This is a genomic window from Allokutzneria oryzae, from assembly GCF_042429765.1.
In the GTDB taxonomy this organism is placed as follows: Bacteria; Actinomycetota; Actinomycetes; order Mycobacteriales; family Pseudonocardiaceae; genus Allokutzneria; species Allokutzneria oryzae.
In genome coordinates, this window is record NZ_JBHLZU010000034.1 from 41,201 (window position 1) to 64,839 (window position 23,639).

At 72.6% G+C, this 23,639-nt stretch carries 20 protein-coding genes; 13 read left to right on the forward strand and 7 right to left on the reverse strand.

The annotated features are described in order from the left end of the window. Positions 1-111 precede the first annotated feature (111 nt). Complete coding sequence (locus tag ACFFQA_RS36405; protein ID WP_377862362.1) at positions 112-1,404, reverse strand: hypothetical protein; 1,293 nt, start codon at positions 1,402-1,404, stop codon at positions 112-114. Beyond that, a complete protein-coding gene (locus ACFFQA_RS36410) occupies positions 1,394-1,999 on the reverse strand; it encodes an RNA polymerase sigma factor (RefSeq protein ID WP_377862363.1) in 606 nt (201 codons plus the stop codon). The genes ACFFQA_RS36405 and ACFFQA_RS36410 overlap by 11 nt, the downstream gene beginning before the upstream one ends. Before the next feature lie 222 nt (positions 2,000-2,221). Between ACFFQA_RS36410 and ACFFQA_RS36415 the strand changes: the two genes are divergently transcribed. Further along, positions 2,222-3,154, forward strand: coding sequence for an RluA family pseudouridine synthase (locus ACFFQA_RS36415; RefSeq protein WP_377862364.1), 933 nt, complete (start codon positions 2,222-2,224; stop codon positions 3,152-3,154). Here the strand turns inward: ACFFQA_RS36415 and ACFFQA_RS36420 are convergent. Next, entirely contained in the window at positions 3,075-3,545 is a 471-nt protein-coding gene (locus ACFFQA_RS36420; RefSeq protein ID WP_377862365.1) for an STAS domain-containing protein, read from the reverse strand. The two genes, ACFFQA_RS36415 and ACFFQA_RS36420, sit on opposite strands and share 80 nt — an antisense overlap. Positions 3,546-3,696: 151 nt before the next feature. Next, the gene (locus ACFFQA_RS36425) at positions 3,697-4,248 is read right to left on the reverse strand and encodes a phosphoribosyltransferase (protein WP_377862366.1); all 552 of its coding nucleotides are present in this window, start codon (positions 4,246-4,248) and stop codon (positions 3,697-3,699) included. A 279-nt stretch (positions 4,249-4,527) separates the two neighbouring features. On the opposite strand from ACFFQA_RS36425, the gene ACFFQA_RS36430 reads away from it, so the two are divergent. The 6 genes from ACFFQA_RS36430 (at position 4,528) to clpX (ending at position 13,541) form a co-directional block, all read left to right on the forward strand. Beyond that, positions 4,528-6,567, forward strand: a complete 2,040-nt coding sequence (locus ACFFQA_RS36430; RefSeq protein WP_377862367.1) for a hydantoinase/oxoprolinase family protein — start codon at positions 4,528-4,530, stop codon at positions 6,565-6,567. Positions 6,568-6,575: 8 nt separating this feature from the next. Beyond that, positions 6,576-8,279, forward strand: coding sequence for a hydantoinase B/oxoprolinase family protein (locus tag ACFFQA_RS36435; RefSeq protein WP_377862368.1), 1,704 nt, complete (start codon positions 6,576-6,578; stop codon positions 8,277-8,279). 59 nt (positions 8,280-8,338) lie between these two features. Then, positions 8,339-9,697, forward strand: coding sequence for a hypothetical protein (locus ACFFQA_RS36440; RefSeq protein ID WP_377862369.1), 1,359 nt, complete (start codon positions 8,339-8,341; stop codon positions 9,695-9,697). Beyond that, positions 9,694-10,782 carry a DUF917 domain-containing protein gene (locus tag ACFFQA_RS36445; RefSeq protein ID WP_377862370.1) on the forward strand — a complete coding sequence of 363 codons (1,089 nt, stop codon included), beginning with the start codon at positions 9,694-9,696 and terminating at the stop codon, positions 10,780-10,782. The genes ACFFQA_RS36440 and ACFFQA_RS36445 overlap by 4 nt, the downstream gene beginning before the upstream one ends. After that, positions 10,783-12,252 (forward strand): helix-turn-helix domain-containing protein, encoded by a 1,470-nt coding sequence (locus tag ACFFQA_RS36450; protein WP_377862371.1) that lies wholly within the window; start codon positions 10,783-10,785, stop codon positions 12,250-12,252. It begins immediately after the preceding gene. Positions 12,253-12,353: 101 nt separating this feature from the next. Further along, complete coding sequence (gene clpX / locus ACFFQA_RS36455; protein WP_377862372.1) at positions 12,354-13,541, forward strand: ATP-dependent Clp protease ATP-binding subunit ClpX; 1,188 nt, start codon at positions 12,354-12,356, stop codon at positions 13,539-13,541. On the opposite strand, the gene ACFFQA_RS36460 is transcribed toward clpX, so the two are convergent. Next, positions 13,525-16,296 carry an AfsR/SARP family transcriptional regulator gene (locus ACFFQA_RS36460; RefSeq protein WP_377862373.1) on the reverse strand — a complete coding sequence of 924 codons (2,772 nt, stop codon included), beginning with the start codon at positions 16,294-16,296 and terminating at the stop codon, positions 13,525-13,527. The two genes, clpX and ACFFQA_RS36460, sit on opposite strands and share 17 nt — an antisense overlap. 192 nt (positions 16,297-16,488) lie before the next feature. Here ACFFQA_RS36460 and ACFFQA_RS36465 point away from each other — a divergent pair, with 192 nt between their 5' ends. Continuing rightward, on the forward strand, positions 16,489-16,755 hold the full coding sequence (locus tag ACFFQA_RS36465; RefSeq protein ID WP_377862374.1) for a response regulator transcription factor: 267 nt from the start codon (positions 16,489-16,491) through the stop codon (positions 16,753-16,755). 16 nt (positions 16,756-16,771) lie between these two features. Here ACFFQA_RS36465 and ACFFQA_RS36470 read toward each other — a convergent pair whose 3' ends face one another. Beyond that, the gene (locus ACFFQA_RS36470; RefSeq protein ID WP_377862375.1) at positions 16,772-17,884 is read right to left on the reverse strand and encodes a hypothetical protein; all 1,113 of its coding nucleotides are present in this window, start codon (positions 17,882-17,884) and stop codon (positions 16,772-16,774) included. A 798-nt stretch (positions 17,885-18,682) separates the two neighbouring features. Here ACFFQA_RS36470 and ACFFQA_RS36475 point away from each other — a divergent pair. Next, a complete protein-coding gene (locus ACFFQA_RS36475; RefSeq protein ID WP_377862376.1) occupies positions 18,683-19,054 on the forward strand; it encodes a hypothetical protein in 372 nt (123 codons plus the stop codon). A gap of 4 nt (positions 19,055-19,058) precedes the next feature. Here ACFFQA_RS36475 and pip read toward each other — a convergent pair whose 3' ends face one another. Next, positions 19,059-20,051, reverse strand: coding sequence for a prolyl aminopeptidase (gene pip / locus ACFFQA_RS36480; protein ID WP_377862377.1), 993 nt, complete (start codon positions 20,049-20,051; stop codon positions 19,059-19,061). A 24-nt stretch (positions 20,052-20,075) separates the two neighbouring features. Here pip and ACFFQA_RS36485 point away from each other — a divergent pair, with 24 nt between their 5' ends. The 4 genes from ACFFQA_RS36485 (at position 20,076) to ACFFQA_RS36500 (ending at position 23,464) form a co-directional block, all read left to right on the forward strand. After that, positions 20,076-20,564 carry a MarR family winged helix-turn-helix transcriptional regulator gene (locus ACFFQA_RS36485; RefSeq protein WP_377862378.1) on the forward strand — a complete coding sequence of 163 codons (489 nt, stop codon included), beginning with the start codon at positions 20,076-20,078 and terminating at the stop codon, positions 20,562-20,564. Beyond that, a complete protein-coding gene (locus tag ACFFQA_RS36490) occupies positions 20,561-21,793 on the forward strand; it encodes an MFS transporter (RefSeq protein WP_377862379.1) in 1,233 nt (410 codons plus the stop codon). Before ACFFQA_RS36485 ends, ACFFQA_RS36490 begins: the two co-directional genes overlap by 4 nt. A 75-nt stretch (positions 21,794-21,868) precedes the next feature. After that, positions 21,869-22,549: an antibiotic biosynthesis monooxygenase gene (locus tag ACFFQA_RS36495; RefSeq protein ID WP_377862380.1), complete on the forward strand. Its 681-nt coding sequence runs from the start codon at positions 21,869-21,871 to the stop codon at positions 22,547-22,549. A 39-nt stretch (positions 22,550-22,588) separates the two neighbouring features. Beyond that, positions 22,589-23,464, forward strand: coding sequence for a TIGR04222 domain-containing membrane protein (locus tag ACFFQA_RS36500; protein WP_377862381.1), 876 nt, complete (start codon positions 22,589-22,591; stop codon positions 23,462-23,464). Positions 23,465-23,639: the final 175 nt, after the last annotated feature.

Below are 23,639 nucleotides of genomic sequence, written 5' to 3' on the forward strand. Positions count from 1 at the left end.
GGGCTTGCCAGTCCTACCAGGAGTCCGGGTGCGGACAGCGTCCCAGTGCCAGCACTCGCCGTGCCCTGCTCATGCCGTGCGGTGATCGTCCCTTGTGGACATGACCACCTCTCAGATCCGCACCCGCACGTCCTCCAGGACCGCGCCGTCGGCGTCTCGCACCACCAGCCGAGTCGGCAGGTCCTTCGACGCGGGCCACTGCGTCAGCTCCACACCGGGCACGATGTAGCTCCCGTTGGCCATCACCGCCCGCACTTCGGGCTGGTTCGGGCGAACCAGGCTCACTGACCGCGCCGCTTCGTCCAGGACGCGGCCCACGACGACGACCGTGCTGCTGGAGCTGCCACCCTGAGCGCTCCCGCGGAAGTCGTAGAAGCGCTCCTTGAAGGTGATCGTGCGCATCGTCGGCTGGTCATGCGCGTACAGCGGGTTGTGGTCGTCGACGAGCAACGTCCGCTTGGTGCCGTCAGTCATGCAGGACGCGATCATGTCGCCGTAGCGGCCGAGCTGCACGGTCTCGCGCGCGTTCAGCCGGAGGTAGGCGCCCGGCTGCCAGCTCGCCTCGTCCACAGTCGGCGGGGACACCTGCCCCGCGAGGCACTCGCCGAGGCGGACGCCGTCCGGGGTGGTCCGGTCCCCGGGAGGCTGCGGCCGGTCGGTGACCGCGGGCGTCGGTGAGGGCACCAGCTCCGGCGGCAGCTGGTAGTCGGCACCCTCGTGCCTCGCCGAACCACCGACCTTGAGCCCGGCCCGCGCCCCGACGAGGCTGAAAGCGTTGGGCGCGACGAAGATCCCGTCGTGCACCGCGACGTCGGCAGCCTCGGGCTTGTCCCTGCCCAGCCTCGTCAGTCGCACGCTCGGGCTGTCGGGGCGGACCACGCCCGCCACCGAGCCCGCCGCCGTGGTGAACAGGATCCGCGCGGGATCGCCGCCGGGACCGTCGGTGAGGATCGGGCTGAGGCTGATGGTGGCGGGCGTCAGCTCGCAGAACGCCACGCCCTCCGCGGAGCGGAACGGGATCACCGTCGCGCCCCTGGCGGTCGCGGTCATCACCGGTTTCCACTGCCACGACGCCGGGAACTCCCGCCCGGCGCTCCGGCAGCGGTCGAGGTCGTCGGGGGTCGCCCAGTCGTGCTTGACGCGGTAGTGCTGCTCGGGGGTGAAGACCCAGTTCTGCTCGTTCAGCGCGACCACCGGTGCCGCAGGGGTCACGGTCCGGGCCCCTCCGGCGAACACGGCCGCGGCCACGATGGCGGAGCCGACGACCACGAAGCCGCTCGCCGCCGCGGCGATGGGCACGAAACTCTTGGTGCGAAAGGGAGAGCGCTCGGCGCGCAGCGACGTGAGCACCCGCTCACGGGCGCGCTGCCGGACGAGGTCGGGGAGCTCGCGGTCATTCAACATGGTCGTCCTCGGGGAGAGTGCGGAGCCGGGCCCTGGCCCGGGAGAGGCGGGAACGGACACTGACCTCGGAGATGCCGAGCAGGGCGGCGGCGTCGGCGGTGCTGGTGCGCCCCAGCAGGCACAGCCGCACCGCCTCCCGCTCCGACCGGGGCAGCCGCTCGATCTCGGCGAGCACCCGGCGCAGCCGTTCGGCGGTCCCGGCGCGCTCGGCCAGCTCCTCGGCGTGGTCGCGCACGTCCTCGGCGACGGAGAGCCTGGGCAGCAGCCGCAGGAACCGCCCCCGCCGCCGGTGCTCACCGCGCGAGAGGTTGCCGGTCACGGTGTAGAGCCACGGCAACGCGCTGTCCCGGACGAGCCGGACCTCGTGCCGCCGCCGCCACGCCGTCATGAACGTGGTCGCGAGCAGGTCCTCGGCGGCGGCCCAGGACGCGGTGAGCCGGTAGGCGTAGTTCCACACCGCCTGCGCGTGCCGCTCGAACAGCACGGTGAACGCGGCGTGGTCGTCTGCCGCGATCAGCTCCCACAGCCGGGCGTCGGAGGTCTCTGGCGTGTCGGGCGGATCGGGCGGCTGTTCCGCGTAGCTCAGCTCAGCCACCTCCGCGAACCTTGGTGTCACACCCTCATGTGGTCGGAGACGACGGGTTGTTGCGTCCGTTCTCGCCCCAGTCAGCAGATGATGTCCGAGGCGGGCAGCGCGCCGGTGGTGGGGCGGGACTCCAGCACGGGCTTGGCGCGCGCCTGACAGGGACTGCTCGACCGGCGTCCGAGGGGCCGGCCCGTTCTGCCGCCCTGCTCGCGGCGGCTAGGGTTCGCGGTGATGAGACGCAAGCCCAAGGCCCCGCTGCCGCAGCGCAACGGGCTCGACCCGGCACGGCTGCGACTGCCCGCCGAGGGGCCGTGGGCGACGGTCCGCGACCACCTGGTCGAGCGGCTGCCCAGGGTCGCCCCCGAGCGGATCGACATGATGCTGCGCGAGGACCGCATCGTCGGGCTCGACGGGCCGATCGGGCCGGACACCCCGTACGCCCCGGACTCCTACGTGTGGTTCCACCGGGACCTGCCCACCGAGGTGCCCGTGCCCTTCGAGATCGGGATCGTGCACCGGGACGAGAACCTGCTCGTCGTGGACAAGCCGCACTTCCTGGCCACCATTCCGCGCGGTCAGCACGTGATGGAGACCGCGCTGGTGCGGCTGCGGCACGACCTCGGCCTGCCGGACCTGGTGCCAGCGCACCGGCTGGACCGGGTCACGGCGGGGCTGGTGATGTTCGTCGTCCGCCCGGAGCTGCGCGGGAAGTACCAGACGATGTTCCGGGACCGCGCTGTGCGCAAGGAGTACGAGGCGATCGCGCGCCACGACCCCGAGCTGGAGCTGCCGCGCACGGTGCGCAGCCACATCGTCAAGGAGCGCGGGGTGATCACCGCGCGGGAGGTGGACGCCCCGCCCAACAGCGAGACCCGGGTCGAGCTGGCCGGGCACCGCGACGGGCTCGGCCGCTACCGGCTGCTGCCGAGAACGGGGCGCACGCACCAGCTGCGGCTGCACATGAGCGGGCTGGGCGTGCCGATCCTGGGCGACGACTTCTACCCGGTGCTGACGGAGAAACCGCTGGACGACTTCACCCGGCCGCTGCAGCTGCTCGCGAAGGTCCTGGAGTTCACCGACCCGGTCACGGGCGCGGTGCGGCGCTTCGAGAGCCGGCGGGAGCTGGGCGCCTGGAACCGTCACGAGGAGTGGGCGGCAGGCTGAGCGCCGCGGCCACACTGCCGAACAGGGCGAGGGTGCGGTCGAGGTCGGTCAGCCGGATCGGGCGCAGCACCGGCTCGGTCGTGGCGACCACGCGCAGCGGCGTCCGGTGCCGGGCGCACAGCTGGTGGTGCCGGGCGAGCAGGCTGAGGCCGTCGGAGGAGAAGAACTCCACCCGCTGGAGGTCGAGCACCACCGGGGACGGCGGGGTCGCCAGTGCCGATGCGGTGCTGATCTCGGCGTGCAGTGCCGGGGCGGCCGCGAGGTCCACCTCCCCGAAGACCGTCACCACGACCGCGAAACCGCGCAGCTCGCGCTGGATGTGCAGGGCAGGCAGGTGCGGGACCCTGGGGTGCGGGGCCCTGTCGTTCGGGGCTCTGTCGACGGGAAGCACCGGATCTCTCCTTCCACGCCCACGGCAGGCGCTCAGGAGGAGAACGGAGGGCTGCCTCGCACGGAGTGCCTGGGGCGGTGTGCTTGAGGACAGTAGTCAAGGGCAAGCCCCAGTCAAGCCGCTGAACAGGGAAAACCCTGCCCCGAACGGGTTACCTGGTGTACGAGAGCGCCGTCATCGGCACGCCCGTGGCCTCCACGACCCGGCGGCCGACCCCGGGGCGGTCCTCGGTCAGGCAGGCGACGCCGACGACCGTGGCGCCCTCCTCGCGCAGCACCGAGACCAGCCCGGCGATCATGTGGCTGTTCGACAGCGCCGCGTCCACCACCAGCACCCGCTTGCCCGCGAGCTGGTTGTAGGTGAACAGCTCGGCGCCGCGCGGCCGGGGCAGCCTGCCGTGGTCGAGCTTCCACGCCAGGTGGTAGGGCAGGCCGGAGGCCAGGGACATCGCCAGGGTCGGCACGATGCCGTCGCCTTCGAGGCCGAGCAGCACCTCCGGCCGCTCGTGGCCGGGGTCGTCCGTCCACTGCGACCACATGGCGTGGCCGACGCTGAGCAGACGGGCCGGGTCGACCGGGTTGGCGATGCCGTCGAGCTCGTGCACCACCCGCACGGCGGGCATGTCCGGCGGCAGGTCCAGGCACAGGATCTGGCACGCCTGGAAGTCCACGGCGGAGCTCTCCGCACGCTCAAGAGCGGTCATGGTGCTGCTCTCCTCCCTGGCTGGCGACCAGCTGGCGCGACCGCGTCAACACGGACGGCCACAAATGATGGAGTCATCACTCTATGAAGCGACCCCAGTACAGGGATGGGCGGTGAGCACAGCGTGGGTCCCCCCGACTGTGCGGCCCGCTAGACGTGGGATGTCTGGCTTTCACGTTTGGCGTTCACGGCGCAGGTAGGCGCGGTGCACTGCGCGGGGCCACCTGGATGTCCGTCGTGCACAGATGATCGATTCCCCCGGTGGCTACCGTTCCGCGCCATGAGCGGAGCACGGGTCTCCATGGACATCGGCGGCACGTTCACCGACGTCGTGGCCTACGACGAACGGGACGGCCGCTACCGGATCGGGAAGTACCCGACGACCCCGGACGACCTCGCCGAGGGCGTGCTGGACGCGGTCGGCTCCGTCGTCGAGCGACCCGCCGACATCACCTTCCTGGTGCACGGCACCACGCACGGGCTCAACAGCCTGCTCCAGCGGCGCGGCGTCCGGGTGCTGCTGCTGGCCTCGGCCGGGGCGCGGGACGTCTACCACATCGCGCGCGGACCCCGGACCAGGATGTACGACCTGCACTTCCGCAAGCCCGACCCGCTGGTGCCGCGCAGGGACGTGGTCGCGGTCGGCGGCCGCTTCGACGCCGCCGGTGCCGAGCTGGAGCCGCTGGACGAGGCGGCCGTGCGGCTGGCCGCGGCCCGCTACCGCGGCGAGGGCTTCGGCGCGATCGCGGTGGCCTACGTCTTCAGCCACCTCAACCCGGCGCACGAGCTGCGGACGCGGGAGATCCTCGCAGAGGAGCTGGGCGAGGACGTCGCGGTGTCGCTGTCGCACGAGACGGCCAACGAGTGGCGCGAGTACGAGCGGACCTCCTCCGCCGTCGTCGAGTCCTACATCGGCCCCGCCGTGCGCGACTACCTCGCCCGGCTCGGCGGTGAGCTGGCCGAGCGGGGGATGACCGTCCCACTGCACGTGATGCAGTCCTCCGGCGGGGTGACCACGGCCGCGTCGGCGCGGCGACGGCCGTTGCAGACGCTGCTGTCCGGACCGGTCGGCGGGACCATGGGCGGGGTCGCGCTTGCCGGGGCCATGGGCCGACCGAACCTGATCTACATCGACATGGGCGGCACGTCCTTCGACGTCTCGATGGTGGTGGACGGCAAGCCCGACATCGCGCCCGAGGTGCGGCTGGACGGGCTGCCCATGCTGATGAGCGCGGTCGACATCCACACCGTCGGGGCCGGGGGCGGCTCGGTGGCGTGGGTGGAGGCGGGTGGCCTGCGCGTCGGCCCGCACTCGGCGGGGGCGAAGCCCGGCCCCGCCTGCTACGGCCACGGCGGGGACCAGGCCACGGTCACCGACGCGAACCTGGTGCTCGGCCGCATCGACCCGGGGTCCTTCGCAGGCGGGCGCCTGGAGCTGCACCCGGAGGCCGCCCGCGAGGTGGTCACCGGGTTCGGCCACGCACTCGGCCTGGACACCGTCGCCGCGGCCGAGGGGATCTGCGCGGTGGCCAACGCGAAGATGGCGCAGGCGATCCGGACGATCACCGTGGCGCGCGGCATCGAGCCGAGGGACTTCGGGCTGGTCGCCTTCGGCGGCGCCGGGCCGATGCACGCGGTGTTCCTCGCGCGCGAGCTCGGCATCGGCGAGGTCGTCGTGCCGCGCTTCCCCGGCGCGTTCTCCGCGTGGGGCATGCTCCAGACGGAGATCCGCCGCGACCTCACCGAGCCGTACTACCGCCTGGACGCCGACCTGGACGGGGCCGACCTGGCGAGCCGGCTCGCCGCGATGGCGGAGCAGGGCCTGCGGTCGCTGGACAGCGAGGGCGTCCCGGAGGGGGCGCGCCGCGCCGAGCACGCGGTGGACCTGCGCTACGCCGCGCAGGAGTACGCGCTGACCGTGCCGCTGGAGAGCGCGGAGGAGCCCGCGCGGCCGGACTTCCTCGACGTGGTCGCCGCGCGCTTCGGCAGGCTGCACGAGCGGCGGCACGGGCACGCCAACCCCGGTGCTCCTGTGGAGTTCGTGGCGCTGCGCACCACCGTCTACGGCGATCTCGGCCGTGCGGAGCCGGAGCGGCTGCCCAGGGCGGGTTCGACGGGCTTCCCGCACGAGCGCCGCCCGGTGGTCTTCGACGGCGAGCCGGTCGACACGCTGGTGGTGTGGCGTGCCGACCTGCTCAGCGGGCACGCCTTCCCCGGCCCCGCGATGGTTCTCGAACCCACCGCGACCACCGTGGTCCCGCCGGGCTACGCGGTCGCGGTGGACGACCTCGGCTCCTTGGTGATCGAGCAGGAACGGTGACCACTGCCATGACAGCGACAACGGTGCGCGCGCGGACGGTCGACCCCGTCACGGTCGAGATCATCCGCAACGCGCTGACCTCGGCCGCCGAGGACATGAACGCGACGCTGATCCGCTCCGCCTACACGCCGGTGATCTACGAGTGCGGGGACTGCGTCGTCGCGCTGCTGGACGCGCGGCACCGCGTGCTCGGCCAGTCGGCGGGGCTGCCGATCTTCCTGGGCAACCTGGAGGTCTGCACCCGGTTCACCGAGGAGCGCTTCGGCAGGGACGTGTGGCGGCCGGGCGACGTGTGGGTCCTCAACGACTCCTACCTCGGCGGCACCCACCTCAACGACGTGACGATCTTCGGTCCGGTGTTCACCGGCGGCGCGCTCACCGGGTTCACCGCGACGCGGGCGCACTGGATCGACGTCGGCTCCAAGGACCCCGGCGGGTCGATGGACTCGGTGAACATCTTCCAGGAGGGGCTGCGCCTGGGGCCGCAGAAGCTGGTCTCGGCGGGCGAGCCGGTGCACGGCGTGCTGGACACCGTGCGCACCAACGTGCGGTTCCCGTACCCGACCATGGGCGATCTGAACGCGATGATCGCGACCATCGAGATCGGCCAGCGGCGGCTGTCGGAGATCGTCGAGCGCTTCGGCGCGCGGACGCTGCTGGAGGCCAGCGAGGAGATCTTCGACCAGACCGAGCGGCTGGAGCGCGCGGTGGTGCGGGAGATCCCGGACGGGGTCTACCGCGCGGAGGGCTTCCTGGACAACGACGGCATCGACCTGGACACGCCGGTGCCGGTGCGGCTGAAGATCACCGTCACCGGTGAGGACATCGAGTTCGACCTCACCGAGTCCGCCGACCAGACCACCGGGCCGGTCAACTGCGGCGCCGCGCAGGCGGTCTCGGCCTGCCGGGTCGGCTACAAGATGCTCATCAGCAAGGACGTTCCCGGCAACGGCGGCTCGTTCCGCCCGCTGGCGGTCCAGGTCCGCGACGGCTCGGTGTTCGGGGCACGCCCGCCCGCGGCGTGCCAGTGGTACTTCTCCCACCTCGGGCTGCTGATCGACCTGGTGTCCAAGGCGCTCGCGCCCGCCATGCCGGAGCGGGTGGCCGCCGCCAGCCACGGCGACTCGATGATCGTGCAGTACGCCGGGACCGATCCGCGCTCCGGCCGCGACTACGTGAGCCTGGAGGCCACCCTCGGCGGGTGGGGCGCGTGGGAGGGCGGCGACGGGGAGACCGCGCTGATCAACAACGTCAACGGCTCGCTGAAGGACATGCCGATCGAGGTCTTCGAGACCCGGTTCCCCCTGCGGGTCACCGAGTACGGCATCCGCGCCGACTCCGGCGGTCCCGGGCGCTGGCGCGGCGGCAACGGCGTGGTCCGCGAGTACGTCGCGCTGCACGACTGCACGCTGTCGCTGTGGTTCGAGCGGTCGGTCACCCCCGCGTGGGGCCTGTTCGGCGGCGGGGACGCGGCCGGGCCGGAGGTGGTGGTCAACCCGGGGCGGCCGGACGAGCGGCGGCTGCTCAAGTGCAACGGGCTGCGGCTGCGCGCCGGTGACGTGGTGCGCTGCCTGACCGGGGGCGGCGGCGGGTACGGGCCCGCGGCGCGGCGGGTCGTCGAACTGATCGACGCCGATCTGCTGGACGGAAACGTTTCCCCTGCTCACGTCGTGCGGGAGTACTCGGGTCGGCGAACGGCTGTTCGACACTGACGCGCTGACGGTGTATTGATCACCCCCGGAGCCGTTGACGCGGCTCCGGGGGAGAGGTCATGCGCATCGGTGTCCGGCTCGGCGCCTCCGGCGCCGAGGGGGCCCTCGTGCACTCCGGCAGGGCGCTCGCCGCCGCCGGCCGCGCCGAGGGCGGCTGGCGCGCACTCTCGGCCCTGCTGCGCGAGCTCACCGCCGCCGCGAAGTCCACAGTGGACTCCGTGACCTGGAACGTCGGTGAGCTGCTTGAGCACTCCCTGCGCGCCGTGGGCTCGCCCGGCCTGCCTCCGATGGCGTTCACGGTCCGGCCCGCGACCCCCGTCGCCGCGCTCCAGGTGCTGCCGCGCCCGCCGCGTGCGCCCGGCCACCCCTCCCCGCTGGTCCGGTCGCTGGTGGCCTGGCGCGGTGTGATCACCGGCGGTCACGACCTCTTCGGCGCCGAGCTCACGCCGGTGGACCTGGACGCGGCCGTGCGCGCGGCGGCGGAGGCGCGGGCGGCGGGGCTCGGCACGCTCACCATCACCGCGACCGGCGCGGCCACCTGCGTCGGGCACGAGGAGGCCGTCGCCGCCCGGCTCCGTGAGGAGTTCCCGGACCTGCGCATCCGGCTGTCCAACGACGGGGGCGGCCTCGGCCTGCTCGAACGCGACGCCACCACGATCGTCAACGCCGCGCTGCTCGGCGCCGCGGAGGAGCTGATCGAGCGCTGCGAGCGGCTGACCGCCGCCCTGCCCGGCCCGCCGAGCTGCTGGTTCGCCACCGGGGACGGCGGGAGGGTCTCGGCGAAGCGGCTGCGCGCGGTCCCGGTGCGCGGGGTCGGCGCGGACGCGGCAACGGCGCTCACCGGCGCGGCCGTGCTCACCCACCGGCCCGACGCGCACGTGGTGCTCGCGGGCATCGGACTCGTCGCGCTCGGCCAGGTCGCCGACGGGATGCCGCGCATCGCCTCCGACCTCGCGGGCAGGCTCGGGGTCCGGATGGTGCCACCGATCCCGGTGCTCAACGTCCGCACCGACGAGGGGGTGCCCGCGGTGACCGCCGAGCTGCGCAGCCTGGTCGGTCCCCGGGTGATCGCCGCCATGGGCCCGCAGGGCCGCGACGTGGCCGACCGGCTGTGCACGGAGATCGGCCCCGACCTGGTCCCGGTCCGCTCCGAGGCGCACCCCTGCGCGGTCGGCGCGGCGTGCGCCGAGCCGAGCGCGTGGCTGGACGTCGTCGTGCCCGCAGACACCCTCGACGAGCTGCAGCGGCAACAGCACCTGGCAGAACAGCAGGCGATGACGCTGGTCGCGGCCAGCGGCGCGCGGCCGGGCAGCGAACGCGTGGTCAGCTCGGTCGCGACGGCGCTCGCCTTCCTCGGCCGCGACGCCTACCGGCTGCACGTGCGCGCGGGCAGCCTCCCCGAGGAGGTCCCTCGGTGATCACCGAGATCACGGTGGACGACCTGCCCGCCATCCAGACCGGGAGCCAGCTGACGTGCTCCTCGGCCGGGGGCACGCACTTCGACGGCACCAGGGAGAACTTCGCCGAGCTGCTGCGCGGCACCGGGCCGGTGCGCATGGTGGGGCTCGACGAGCTCGACGGGGACGCGCTGTGCGTCGCCATCGGCGCGATCGGCGGGTTCGGCCCGATGCTGGAGCTCCCGCCGTACGGAGACGAGGCGGTCCTGGCGGTGCGCGCGCTGGAGGCCCGGCTCGGCAGGCGCGTGGACGCGGTTGTCTCGTTGAACGCCAGCGGCCCCAACGCCTTGTTCCCGGTCGCCGCGGCCGCCGCGCTCGGGCTGCCGCTGGTGGACTGCGACGGCATGGGCCGGGTGCTGCCGCTGGTGAGCCAGACCACCTACGCCATGGCAGGTCTGCCGATCGGCCCGCTCGCCGCGGTCAGCCTTGCCGGGGACGTGCTGATGCTGGACACCTCCCTGCAGCGGTCGGAGCTGCTGCTGCGCTCGGCGATGCAGGCCGCGGGCGGCTGGATGCTGTGCGCCACCTATCCGTCCACTGTGGACCAGCTGCGGACGTGCGCGATCCGCGGCTCCACCAGCAAGGTCGTCGAGGTCGGCAGGCTGCTGCGCGGCGCGCCCGACCGGACGACGCTGCTGGCCGGGCTGGCCTCGGTGGCCCAGGCCCGGGTGCTCGGCGGCGGACGGGTCGTCGAGCTCGGCCACGCGACCAGGACCGTCGGCGCTCGGCAGTACCCGGCCGCGCCGACCAGCGTGGTGGTGCGCGAACCGGGGCCGGACGGGCGGATGATCCGGCTCGAAGGGCAGAGCGAGATCTTCCTCGCGGTGATCGACGGCATGGTCGCCGCGGCCGTCCCGGACGTGCTGTGCCTGCTGGACCAGCGCGAGCCGCACATCGTCGGCCTGGAGCAGGTCGCCATCGGCAACGACGTGGACGTGCTGGTGATGCCCGCCGATCCCCTGTGGCACACCCGGGCCGGGCTGGCGCTTGCCGGGCCGCGCGCGTTCGGCTTCGGGGTCGCCCACCCACGCGAGGAGGGGTCGTAGGTGAACCGCAAGGGTGTCGCGGAGCAGCTCAGCGTCGCCGAGCTGGTCCACTTCGGGCCGCTGGGCCAGGCCAAGGTGTTCGCGGCCGAGGACCTGGAGCGCCAGGTCTCCGGGGTGGTCCTGGTCGCGGAGCTGGAGGAGATCCGGCAGTGCGAGCCGCATTCCGCCGTGGTGCTGCACGGGACGGCGGCGCTGGGCGCGTGGGCGCTGGAGTCCGCGCTGCGGCTGGCGTGGGAGCGCAACGCCTCCTGCGTGATCGCCCCCAGCGACATCGTCGTGACCAACCCGACCGCGCAGCTCGCCGAGCGGCTGAGGGTCCCGCTGTTCGTGGTCACCGACCCGGCGCAGCACGCGCTGGAGCTCTCCGCCGCCGTCGCCGACACCGAGGCGGCGCGCGCCCGGCTGACCTCGCGCTGCGCGGTGCTCTTCGGCGAGCGCGCCACCGTCCGCGACATCGTCGGCGTGGTCAACACCGAGGTGCCGGGCGTGCTCGTCGCGCTGGTCACCGAGGAAGGCCACGTGCTCGCCGGCCGTGCCGCCGCCGACCAGGCTGCTGGCCAGCGCCGCATCGAGGTCGACGTGCCGGGTCCGGACGGCAGGCCGTGGGCGCGGCTGGTGGCGCAGCTCGCCGCGTGGTCGCCGTCCTGGGCGTCCACGGTGCGCACGATCCTGCGGCTGGCGCGGGCGCCGCTGGCCGCGTGCGTCGGGCGGGCATGGCTCGGACCGGTGCACCAGGCGGCCAAGGACCGGCTGCTGCTGGACACGCTGCTGCGCGAGGAGAACACCGAGGGGGAGCGGCTGGCGCGCGAGGCGGGCTGGGCGGTCGACGGCCAGCACGTCGCGGTGCACCTCCAGGTCGCCGACCACGCGCCCGCCGACCCGGAGGCCACCACGCCGAGGGTGATCGCGGCGTGGCAGGAGGCGTTCCCGCACCTGCCGCTCGTCCCGAGGGGCGAGGGCTGGGTGAGCTGGTGGACCGACGCCGACTCGCCGGAGCTGGTCGCGCGGCTGCTGCGCGAGCACCTGGGCGCCACCGGCAGCCCGGTGCCGCTCGCGGCCGGTGTCGGGCTGCCCGGTGGCGGCGTGGACGGCCTGCGCCGCTCGATCGGCGAGGCCCGGCTGGCCGCGGCGGTCGCGGGCCGCCGCGACGGCGAGCGGGTGGAGCTGTTCGGCACGCTCGGGCCGCGCGCGGTGCTGGCGTGCCTGCCGGTGGCCGAGGTCGCGGCGGCGGCACGGGTCGCGCTGGCCGACCTGCTGGCCGCGCCGGACGCGGACGTGCTGCTGGCGGCCCTGGTCGCGCTGCTGGACTGCGCGGGCTCGACCGGCCAGGCCGCCGCGCGCCTCGGCGTGCACCGCAACACCGTGCTGGGCCGGATCGAGCGCATCCGCGCGCGCGGGGTGGACCTGGACTCGCCGGACCAGCGCCTCGCCCTGCACCTGGCCTGCTACTCCCTGCTCAGCGCGAGCTGAGATCGACGTTGCCCTCCGCGGGGGTCCCGGGTTACCTTCTGGACAGATGATCAGAACATCTGGTCACGTCATCCCGTTGTGCGACTCCAGTGAGGTGGCCCGTGCGGAACGACCTGCCCAGGTGCTCTTTCTGCGGCAAGCGCCACGAGCAGGTGCGCAGGCTCATCGCGGGACCGGAGGGGGTCCACATCTGCGACGAGTGCGTCGGGTTGTGCAACGAGCTGATCGACGACGAGCTGGAGCCGCCCGCCGAGGACCGCGAGCTGCCGAAGCCCCGGGAGCTCCGCGCGCTGCTCGACCAGTTCGTGATCGGTCAGGACGAGGCCAAGCGCGCGTTGTGCGTCGCCGTCTACAACCACTACAAGCGCATCGGGCACTGCGACGGCTCGGACGGCTCAGTGGAGCTTGGCAAGTCCAACGTGCTGCTGATGGGCCCGACCGGCTGCGGCAAGACCTACCTCGCGCAGACCCTGGCGAGGCTGCTCGACGTCCCGTTCGCCCTCGTCGACGCGACCGCGCTCACCGAGGCGGGCTACGTGGGCGAGGACGTGGAGAACATCCTGCTCAAGCTGGTCCAGGCCGCCGACTACGACATCGAGCGCGCGCAGCGGGGCATCGTCTACGTCGACGAGATCGACAAGATCGCCCGCAAGAGCGAGAACCCCTCGATCACCAGGGACGTCTCGGGCGAGGGCGTGCAGCAGGCGCTGCTGAAGATCCTGGAGGGCACCACCGCCAGCGTGCCGCCGCAGGGCGGTCGCAAGCACCCGCACCAGGAGTTCATCCAGATCGACACGACGAACGTGCTGTTCATCGTCGCGGGCGCTTTCCCCGGCCTGGAAAGGGGTTCCGACGCGACGAGCATCGGCTTCGGCTCCCAGGTCCGTGCCGCCGACGACACCGCGGACGTGACCCCGCGGGACCTGGTGCGGTTCGGCCTGATCCCGGAGTTCGTCGGCAGGCTGCCGGTTGTCACCGCCGTGCGGCCGCTGGACCAGCTCGCGCTGACCCGGATCCTGACCGAGCCGCGCAACGCGCTGGTCAAGCAGTACCAGGAGCTCTTCCGCTACGACGGCGTGGCACTGGAGTTCGCCAGGGGCGCGCTCCCGGCCATCGCCGAAAGGGCGCTGCGACTGGGCACCGGTGCGCGAGCGGCCCGCGCGGTCATGGAGGCGTTGCTGCTGCCCGCCATGTACGAGGTGCCCAGCCGCGACGACATCGCCAAGGTCCGCGTCACCCGTGACTGCGAGGTCCTGCTGGTGCCACGGGAGCTCAGGGCGACGGGGTGAGCACGTGGCCGCCGAGCCGCTCGCGCAGCGCGTCGGCCGCCGGTCCCCCCGTCGTGCCGGCGAGGTCCGCGGCCGTGAGCCACGCCGTGCGCGCCGCGTCGTGCTCGCCGAGCGCGTGCCTGGCATCGCCGAGGTGGGTCAGCGCCTCGATCCGGCTGCCGAGGTCGTTGTCCGGCAGTGAGTCCAGCGCGCGGTTCAGCCACGTCACCGCCTCCGCGTGCTCACCGAGCCGGTGGTGGCAGTAGCCGATGCTGTCCATCGTCCGGGCACAGGCTCCGGGCTCGCCCGTTTCCTCTTGCAGCGCAAGGGCTCGGTGGCAGTACGCCAGCGCATCGCGCAGCTCGCCCAGCTCGGCGAGGCACCAGCCGATGTTGTTCAGCGCCATGGCCTGGCCGTGCCGGTGACCGGCGGCTTCGAAGACCGCGAGCGCCTCCCGCACACACGTCAGCGCGCCGCGCAGATCACCGGCGTTGTTGTGCACCATGCCGATGTCCAGGTGCGCCATGCCCTCGTTGAACCGGTCGCCGCGCTCGCGGGAGAGTTCGAGCGCGCGTTCGAGGTGTTCCATGGACTCCTCGCGCGTGCCGACCCTGCCGAGCCCCCGCGCGAGGTTGCGGCTCGCCCGCGCCTCGCCGTCCAGGTCGCCGAGCTCCTGTGCGGCGGCGAGCGCTTTCCTTTGCGAGCCGACGTACTCATGCCACTGGCAGGTCTGTTCGAGGAAGTCGGCGATCATCCACGCCAGCCGCCAGGTGTACTCGGGCCAGTCCACGTCGATCGCGGCGAGCACGACCAGGCGCTCCGCGGTGAACCACGCGGCCGCCTCGTCCCGGTCGGCCAGCTCGACGGGGTCGGCGCCCCTGACCGGTTCCGCCAGCTCCAAGGGCGTGCGGTTCGGCTTCATCAGCAGCGCGGCCCGGTGACCGGTCCACAGCAGGTGGTCGAGCAGGCGGCGCAGCGCCGCCCGCCGCTCGTCGTCGCTGAGCGATCCCTCCGCCTGCTCCGAGGCGTGCAACCGCACGAGGTCGTGCATCCGGTACCGCCCGGGAGCCGGCTGCCACACCAGGTTCGCGGTCTCCAGCGTCCGCAGCACGACCCGGGTCGCCGACCGCGACAGGCCGGTCAGCGCGGCCGCCGCCGGGAGCGCGATGTCCGGTCCGGGCGCGAGCCCGAGCGTCGCGAAAACCTTGGCGGCGTGGGGATCCAGCGCGCGCGAGGACCACGACAGCACCGTGCGCAGGTTCAGCTCGGTGTCGTCGACGTCCAGCGCGTCCAGCCGGGCCGAGGCGTCGCGCAGCTCCTCCGCCAGCACCGACAACGGGAAGTCCGGATGCGCGATCGCCCGTGCCGAGACGATCCCGAGCGCCAGCGGGAGCCCGCCGCAGCAGCTCAGCAGCTCGCGGACGGCGCCAGGCTCGGCCCGAACCCGGTGCGCGCCAAGGTGTTCGGTCAGCAGGTCGCGCGCGTGCCGCTCGCCGAGCAGCTCCAGGTCCAGCGGCTGGACCCCGTGCCCCGCCGCCAGCCCGGTCAGCCGGTCCCGGCTGGTGATCAGCACCGTGCACGCGGGATCGGCGGGCAGCAGGGGGACCAGGTGCGCGCTGTCCCGCGCGTTGTCCAGCACGATCAGCATCCGCCGCCCCGCGACCAGGCTGCGGAACAACGCCGACCGCGCGTCCAGGTCGGCGGGGATCGCGGTGTCGGCCACGCCCAACGCCTCCAGGAACGCCCGCAGCGCCTGCGACGGCGGCACCGGCTCGGCCTGCGGCGCGAACCCGCGCAGGTTCACGTAGAGCTGGCCGTCGGGGAACCGGTCGAGGTTGGCGTGCGCCCAGGTCAGCGCCAGCCACGTCTTGCCGATGCCACCGGGGCCGTCGACGGCCAGCGCCACCGCGGCCTCGCCCGCCTCCCGCTGGATCTCCATGCGCCGGGTGAGCGCGGTCAGCTCGCGGCCCCGCCCGACGAACAGCCGGGGCGCGGCGGGCAGCTGGCGCGGCACCGGCGCGTTCGCGACCCGCGGCGGGGCGCCGGGCAGAGCGGGGTCGTCGGCCAGCACCTGGTGGTGCAGCTCGCGCAGCGCCGGACCCGGCTCGGTGCCCAGCTCCTCCGACAGCCGGGACCGCAGGTGCTGGTACTGCTCCAAGGCATCGGCCGGACGACCGTCGCGGTAGAGCGCCAGCATCAGCTGGCCGACCAGCCGCTCGTGCAACGGGTGCTCGGCCGCGCAGGAGAGCAGGTTCGGCAGCAGGCCGCCGTGCCCGCCGAGGCGGAGCTGGATGTCGTTGTGGTCCAGCTCCGCACCCAGCCGCTCGGCCAGCAGCGCGGTGCGGGTGTCAGCGGCCCACGCCGTGTCCATCCCGGAGAAGGGCTCGCCGCGCCACAGCCCGAGCGCCTCGGCCAGCAGCTCCGCGGCCCCCTCGTCGCGGTCACCGGAGCGCGCTCGCGCCACCAGCGCGCGGAACCGGTGCAGGTCCACCGACTCCGGCTCGGTCTCCAGCACGTAGCCCTCGCCCCGGCGCTCGATCGTGGTGCCGGGCAGCGCCGACCGCAGCCGGGAGAGGTAGCTGCGCACGGTGTTCGCGGTCCGCTGCGGCTGGTCGCGGCCCCACACGCGCTCGGCGAGCCGGTCAAGCGGGACCACCCGGTTGGCCTCGGCCAGCAGCACCGCGAGCACCGCGCGCTGCCGGGCCGGGCCGATCTCCAGGCGCTGCTGCCCCCGCAGCGCCTCGATCTCGCCGAGCACCCCGAACCGCAGACCCATCCCGCCCCCACAACTCCCGTGCGTGACGGGAGGAACCGTATCGTGCCCACCAGGCGATTCATCGTCTCCGCAACGTTGGCGCAGCGCGGGCGCGCGAGGGTGGACCCCATGTGGGCAGACAACAGGGAACACCGGGGTGAGCACGCGACTGGGGGTGTGCTCAGCGCCGGTTCCCCGCGCACTCCGCCGGCGGTGCGGATCGCACGCGCACAGCGCGAGCTGGCCGACCGCGTCGCCGAGCTCACCGCGCGGGAACTGCAGATCGTCCGGCTCGTCGGGACCGGCCGCAACAACCGGGAGATCGCCGAGGAGCTGCGGATCAGCGAGGCCACCGTCAAGACGCACCTCAACCGGGCCATGCCGAAGCTGGGCGTCTCCACCAGGGCGCAGGCGGTGGTCATCGCCTACGAGACCGGCCTGGTCCGCGTCGGCTCCCGCCTCCCGCGCGACCGGCGCTAGTCCGGGCCGGTTCGCATCAGAGGAGCCGGTCCTGGCGGGCGACGGCCTCCTTGCGGACGCGGTCGAAGAAGGCCTTGTCGCGGTCGGCGCGCTGGGTCACCGGCGCGTCGGGGGAGGCCGAGTCGTCCTCGTAGGCGCGGTAGAGCAGCCAGCAACCGCGAATGCCGTCGAGCAGGTCCTCCAGGAGGTCGTGCGCCGGCCGGGCCGGGTCCAGAGGGGTGATCCGGTCCGGCACGACGGTGTCGAAGTCCTCGTCCTGGTCGATGGCCTCGCCCGCCTGCACCAGCAGGACCATCAGGCCCTCCACGTCCGGGATGCGCCCGTCCGCGACGGCCATGGCGTCGCCGACGAGCGCGGTCACCACCTGCCGAGGGGTCTCGCCCTGCGCCAGCCGCTCCAGCACCAGGGTCGGGGTGTCCACGGCCAACGGCTCCAGGTCATCGGCCTCGATCACCACCTCGGTCGGGGCGGTCTCGGCCATCTCCGCGGCGATCTCGGCGGCCACCTGCAGCCAGTGCGCCGCGGCCACCGACGCAGCCGTCGCGTCGACCTCGCTGAACAGCGCCGCGGAGCCCAGCGGGTCCTGCTGGAGCAGCGCGTCGGCGGCGGCGACCTGCAACGGCGAGGCGTCCGCCCTGGTCAGCCGGACCGCCTGGCGGGCACGCCCGGTGAGGTCGCCGCGCTCGGCCGCCTCGATCGCGGCCAGCTCGGCCTCCACCTCGGCGACGACCTGCTCGGTCAGCCCGACGTCGGCGACGGCGTGCAGCTCCCGGCCGACCCGGTGCGAGGACTCGATCACCGGGCTGTAGGACTCCAGCAGCATGCCGTCCTCGGGCAGGTTGGGCGCGCGGATCGCGGCGACGACGTCGGCCAGCGCGGCGCGTTCGTCGGTGCGCTCCCACCCGTCGGCGTCCAGGTCCAGCCCGGCGTCCTCCAGCGGACTGCCGGGGTGGGTGTAGGTGCGCCACGCCGCCCGGGACAGCCCGTTGAGCACGTGGGTCAGCAACAGCGCCTGCTCGGCGGAGACCGAGTCCGGCAGGTCCGCCGCGGTGTGCGCGGTGTTGCCGAGTCCCGAGCTCCACATCGCCACCAGCGCGTGCCGGTCGGTGTCGACGCCGTAGTCCGTCATGGAGCCATCGTTGCGAAGTTTGCGCCTCCGTGGGGGCGGGACACGCCCCAAGATCCCCTGACAGCTGTCTGAATTGTGGAGGCGTGCGTGGGGTTGATCTTCCTGCCGCACGGTCCCGGCACGGCGGAACGCGGGCCGGCCCGAACAGCTGGGCACCTGACGACGGGCGACCCGTTCGCGGACGCGGTGGCCGAGGAGATCCACGCCGGCGGTCCGAGCGGCGCTGGCCACCGGTGTCGCACCGGGCTTGGACCTGGACGAGAAGCCGCCACCGGCCGCTGGGTGCGGACGGCTACGCCGCCCGTCTGGTTGCGCCCTGAGCCCGGGACACACGGCTGTCCGCCCCACGCGCGCATGCGCAGGCTGACGCGGGGCCGTGACCGGCCCACCGGTTCCCAGGTCCTCGGTGCTGGCATTCGCCAGTCTGCGCTCGGTCGCCGCTTCGCTCAACGATCTCACCGGAATGCCGCAGTGCCTTGGTGCACAAGCGGTCTACGCCTGGGCAGTCAATTCCTCGGTGACCGCGCCGCCGTGCACACTGTCCGTATCATGGGGCTGGGGCTCGGTCCGCTCGTCGCGGCGAACCGGCTGACCACGACGAAGCCGCGGCACAGCCCGGCGACGGGGAATGGTGCGGGCTAACGCTTTCGTGCAAGGGCGAGCACGCGTTCGGACCACCGTCCAACTACGACGTTCAGTGCGACTGCGCTGAACCTGTTGTCTCTGCGGGGAATGGTCTGTTCTTAATTGATCATGCGCACGTCAAACAACATTCCCCGACCGGTCACAACGGTGTCCGTGCTGCTGTTCGTGTTCTCCGGCATAACGATGCTCACCGCGTTGGTGCTCGGGCTTGGCGCGATGCTCGGCAGTGTGATCTCGGAGATCCCCGTTGCCGGGTTCTACGCCAGCCAGCTCACCGTCCTCGGTGTGAACGGTGCCGCCCTCCTCGTGCCGCTCGCCGCGCTGGACATCGTGCTCGGTGTGTGCGTCGCCAGAGGGGTCAGGTGGGCGTGGCTGGCGACCATCGTGTTGTCGGTCGTGCTCGTCACGCTGTCGGTGACCAGTGCGACGCCGCCGATCATCGTGATGGTCGTCGTCGCGGCCTCGGTCGTGGTGGGGCTGCTGACCGTGCCGTCGAGCTCGCGCTCCTACTTCGGCCAGATGTGACCGATCATGACCTCGCGAACCGGTTCGTCGCCGCCACAATGGCTTCCGCGGTTCCGGAAGCGTGGGCGCCGTGTTCCACGATCACCAACTCCGAGCCCTGCCAGGCGCTGTGCAGCACCCACGGGTTGCCAGCAAGGGCGCTGAGGTCGAGGCGGCCGTGCACGATCACGCCAGGAACTCCCTTCAACACGTCCTTCCCGCGCTCCAGCTCGTCGTCGTCCAGCCAGCAGCGGTTGCTGAAGTAGTGCGTGACCAGGCGGGCGAACGTGAGCTTGAACTCCGGCGTGTCCCACGGCCCCGGCTCTGCGTCGCGACCGGGTGGGACCGTCACGACGGCGTCCTCCCATGCGCACCAGTCCTCCGCCGCCTTCAGGTGCACCGCCGGGTCCGGGTCCATCAGCAACCGGTGGTAGGCGGCGGAGATGTCGTCGCCGGGGTCCGGCACGCCCGCGCGGAAGCGCTCGAAAGCCTCCGGAGCCAGGGGACCGAAGCCGTCGATCAGCCACTCGATCTCCGAGTGCCTGCCCGTCGCCACCCCCGTCACGATCATCTCCGTCACCCGCGAGGGGTGCCGCAGCGCGTAGGTCACCGACAGCACCGAGCCCCAGGAACCCCCGAAGAGCAGCCACTTGTCGATGCCGAGGTGCTCGCGCAGCCGCTCCATGTCGCTGAGCAGGTGGTCGGTGGTGTTCGTGGAGAGGTCGACGACGGGCTCACTCGCGCGCGGCGTGCTGCGGCCGCAGTTGCGCTGGTCGAACAGGACCACCCGGTAGGCGTCGGGGTCGAAGTAGGTCCGCAGTCCCGGGCGGCAGCCCATCCCGGGGCCGCCGTGGACGACAACTGCGGGTTTGCCGTCCGGGTTTCCGCAGGTCTCCCAGTAGATCTGGTGGCCGTCGCCGACGTCGAGCATGCCGTGGTCGTAGGGCTCGATCATGGGGAAGCGGGTGGTCACTCGTGACTCCTTCTGCCGGGGAGCGGCAACTGTAACAGCACTCATATAAGTGCTGTTACTCTTTTCCTCATGACCACACCGGATCCCACCCCGGACCCCACCGAGGTGAGCCGCTGGCGGCCGCTGCGCGTGCTGCTCGCCGCCATGGACGACGACATCGCCAAGCTGTACGCCGAGCGCGGGATCGACGGCGTGCGCCCCCGCTACGTCATGCCGCTGATCCGGCTCGGCCGCGCGGGCGCGATGACCATCCGGCAGCTCGCCGCGTCCCTGGACGTCACGCACTCGGCGATGAGCCAGACCGTCACCGCGCTCCGGCGCGAGGGACTGGTCACCAGCAGGCCCGGCTCCGACGCGCGGACGCGCGAGGTCGTGCTGACCGAGCGGGCCAGGGAGATGGTGCCGTTCCTCGAAGCCGAGTGGCGGGCGACCGAGCGTGCCGTCGCCGAGCTGGAGGAGGAGATCCCCTACGCGATGAGCCAGGTCGTGCGCGATCTGGAGGCGGCACTGGCGAAGCGGTCCTTCCACGACCGCATCGTCCGGAACCTCAAGCCATGAAGCTGCTCGTCGACATCCGGCCGCTGCGCGCCAGCACCGCGTTCCGGCGACTGTGGATCGGCACCACCGCCTCCACGCTCGGCGGCCAGCTGACCGTGGTCGCCGTTCTGACGCAGGTGTGGCAGCTGACGCAGAGCACCGTCGCCGTGGGCGCCATCGGGATCGCGCAGGCCGTGCCGATGGTGGTTTTCGGTTTGCTGGGCGGCACATTGGCCGACAGCGTGGACCGGCGGCGGCTGGTGCTGCTCACCACGGTCGGACAGATCGTCACGGCCGTGTTGCTTGCGGCGCAAGCACTTCTCGGCCTCGCGTCGCTTCCGGTAGTGCTGGGACTGGTATCCGCGCAGGCCGCGTGCGGCGGTCTCGGCGCGCCCGCGCGCAAGACCTTCGCGGTCCGCCTGCTGCCGGAGCACCTGGTGCGGGCGGGAATCGCCTTGAACCACCTCAGTTTCCAGGCCGCCATGCTGATCGGTCCCGCGCTCGCCGGCGTGATCACCGCGCAGTGGGGAGCCGGAACCTGCTACGTGATCGACGCCGCCACCTTCGCCGTCGGCCTGTACGGCGTGTTCCTGCTGCCGTCGATGCGCCCGGAGGGGCAGCCGGGCCGACCGGGACTCCGCGCGGCCTGGGAAGGCCTGCGGTTCCTGGGCAAGCAGCCCGTCGTCCGCGGCGCGCTGCTGACCGACGTGTTCGCGACGGTGCTTGCGATGCCGATCGCGTTGTTCCCCGCGATCGCCGACGAGCGCTTCGGCAGGCCGGAGTCGCTGGGGTTCCTCCTCTCCGCCATCGCGGTCGGCGGCATCCTCGCGGGAACGGCGTCCGGAGTGGTCACCCGTGCCCGCCGCCCCGGAGCGGTGATGCTGGCGGCGGCCGGGACCTGGGGCGTGGGTCTTGCCTGCTTCGGGCTGTCCCCGTCGCTGTGGCTCGGCCTGGTCTGCCTCGCGGTGGCCGGGGCCGCGGACACGATCTCGGTGATCTCCCGGGGCGCGATCGTGCAGATCGCCACCCCCGACGCCTACCGGGGCAGGGTGGGCGCGGTCGAGCACATCATCGGCGTCTCCGGCCCCGACATCGGCAACTTCCGCGGCGGCCTGGTCGCGGGCGTCAGCACCCCGGCGTTCGCGCTCGTGTCCGGCGGCCTGCTCTGCGTCCTGAGCCTGGCCGCGTTGACCGTTGCGAACAAACCGCTGCGCGGCTTCGCCACCGCGGAAGAGGCAGTTGCTCGCTGATCAGTGCTCGCGCGAGGACCTTGTCCCTGTTTGGCACGTTGACCTCAAGCAAACTAGAGGTCCTACGTTCGCGGTGTGAACAGATCAGAAGAGCGCCCCGACCTCACCCGCCCCGACGCGGGCACGATCCTGGTCAGCCGCTGGAACGTGAGCACCCCGCAGCACCAACGCGCCGCCGCCGAAGCGACCCTCGGCGAGTGGGACCGAGCGGATCGGCCGGACGCGATGCTGGCCCTGTACGCGCTGCTCAGCCTCGACGGCGACCACGTCCTGTACTACGCGCAATGGACCGACGACGAGGCCCATGAGGAGTTCGTCCGCACGAAGCGCCCGGAGCTCGTCCGGCGCATCGACGCCGGCGTGCCCGGGATCGAGCGGCCCGGGTTGACCCGGTACCGGCTGCACCGGAGCTGTCGCAGCGACATCACGACCAGGCCGGGACTTGTCGTCGGTGTCCGCTTCGAGACCGATGGCCCGGTTGCGCAGAAGGCGCTCGCCGACCTGGTGGTCGAACGGCTTGAAGCCGAACGGGTTCCGGGCATGATCTCCGCGAACTTCCACCTCAGCAAGGACGGCACCAAGGTGCTGAACTACGCCGAGTGGACCGACGAGGACGCCTACCACGCGTTCACGGCGGGGACGGTGTCGCCTGCTCTCCGGGAGAGCATCGACGAGATCCCCGGTGTGCGCCCGAAACTCGGCGAGCTCGCCCAGTACCGGATGTACGGGAGCGTGGTCAACATCCCCGCCGGCTGATCCCTTCGCTAGGGTACGGCCCCTGAACTAGGGGGAGCCTTGCAGGATCTGTGGTACGTCGTGTTGTCGTCCGCCGTGCTCGGCTTGGACGCGTTGTGGTTGGTGGGGGTGCGGAGCAGTGTGCGGAACCGACCGTCCACACTGGCTGCTCACCCCACCGCCTACCAGGCCGCATACCTGCTCGGCGGGGAGAACCGGGTTGTCGAGACGGCGGTCGCCAAGCTGCTTCACGAAGGTCGGCTGCGCGCGAACCGGGATCTCGGGGTCGTTCGGGTGCGAGAGGCGAGCGGTGGCGACCCGGTTGACATGGCGGTGCTCAGTGCCCTTTCGGTCTCGACGCCGGTGATCGACCTGGTGCGCGAGCGGGGCGGGCGCGCGGTGCTCTCCGTCCTGCGGAGCCTGGACGAGGCAGGTCTGCGCGTCCGGGACCAGGACCACGCGCGGATCAAGAGGTTCGTCCTCGTGCCTTGGGGGCTCTTCTTCCTACTGCTGGCGCTGGGGCTCAACGGAGTGATCTCGGTGGGCGTGTGGGCGGTGCTGTTCTTCGCGGTCTGCGCCTACGCGACGTTCGTCAAACGAAAGCTGCCGCGCCTCACGCCTGCTGGAGAGGAACTGGCGTCCCGGATTCGCCTCGGCGAGGAGCGCGTGCCCGAGCTGGAGCATCCGACTACGGGGCCGGTCGCCCTGCTCGGCTTCACCGCCTACCCGGACGAGGAGGTGCGGGAAGCGGCGCTCGGCGGAAAGCGGGCACCCGTCGGAGCGACGCGGAAGTCGTCCGACTCCAGCGGCTCGTCGTGCGGTGGCTCGTGTTCGAGCTGCTCCAGTGCCAGCTCGTGCTCCAGCTCCTGCGGCAGCACGTCCGACAGCGGGTCGAGCTCCTGCGGCGGTGGTAGCTCGTGCAGCAGTAGCAGCTAGGTGTATCTGGCCGTCACGTTGGTGACACCACCTCACCACCCCCTGGCGCCCTCACCCGCATGCCCCTCACTCGCGTGCCCCTCGTTTCGCGTGCCCCTCGTTTCGCGTTTTGTAGGCTTAGAGGGTGTCTCGTTTGGGTCTGATGGGATTCTTCGGCATGATCGTTGCTCGTGGA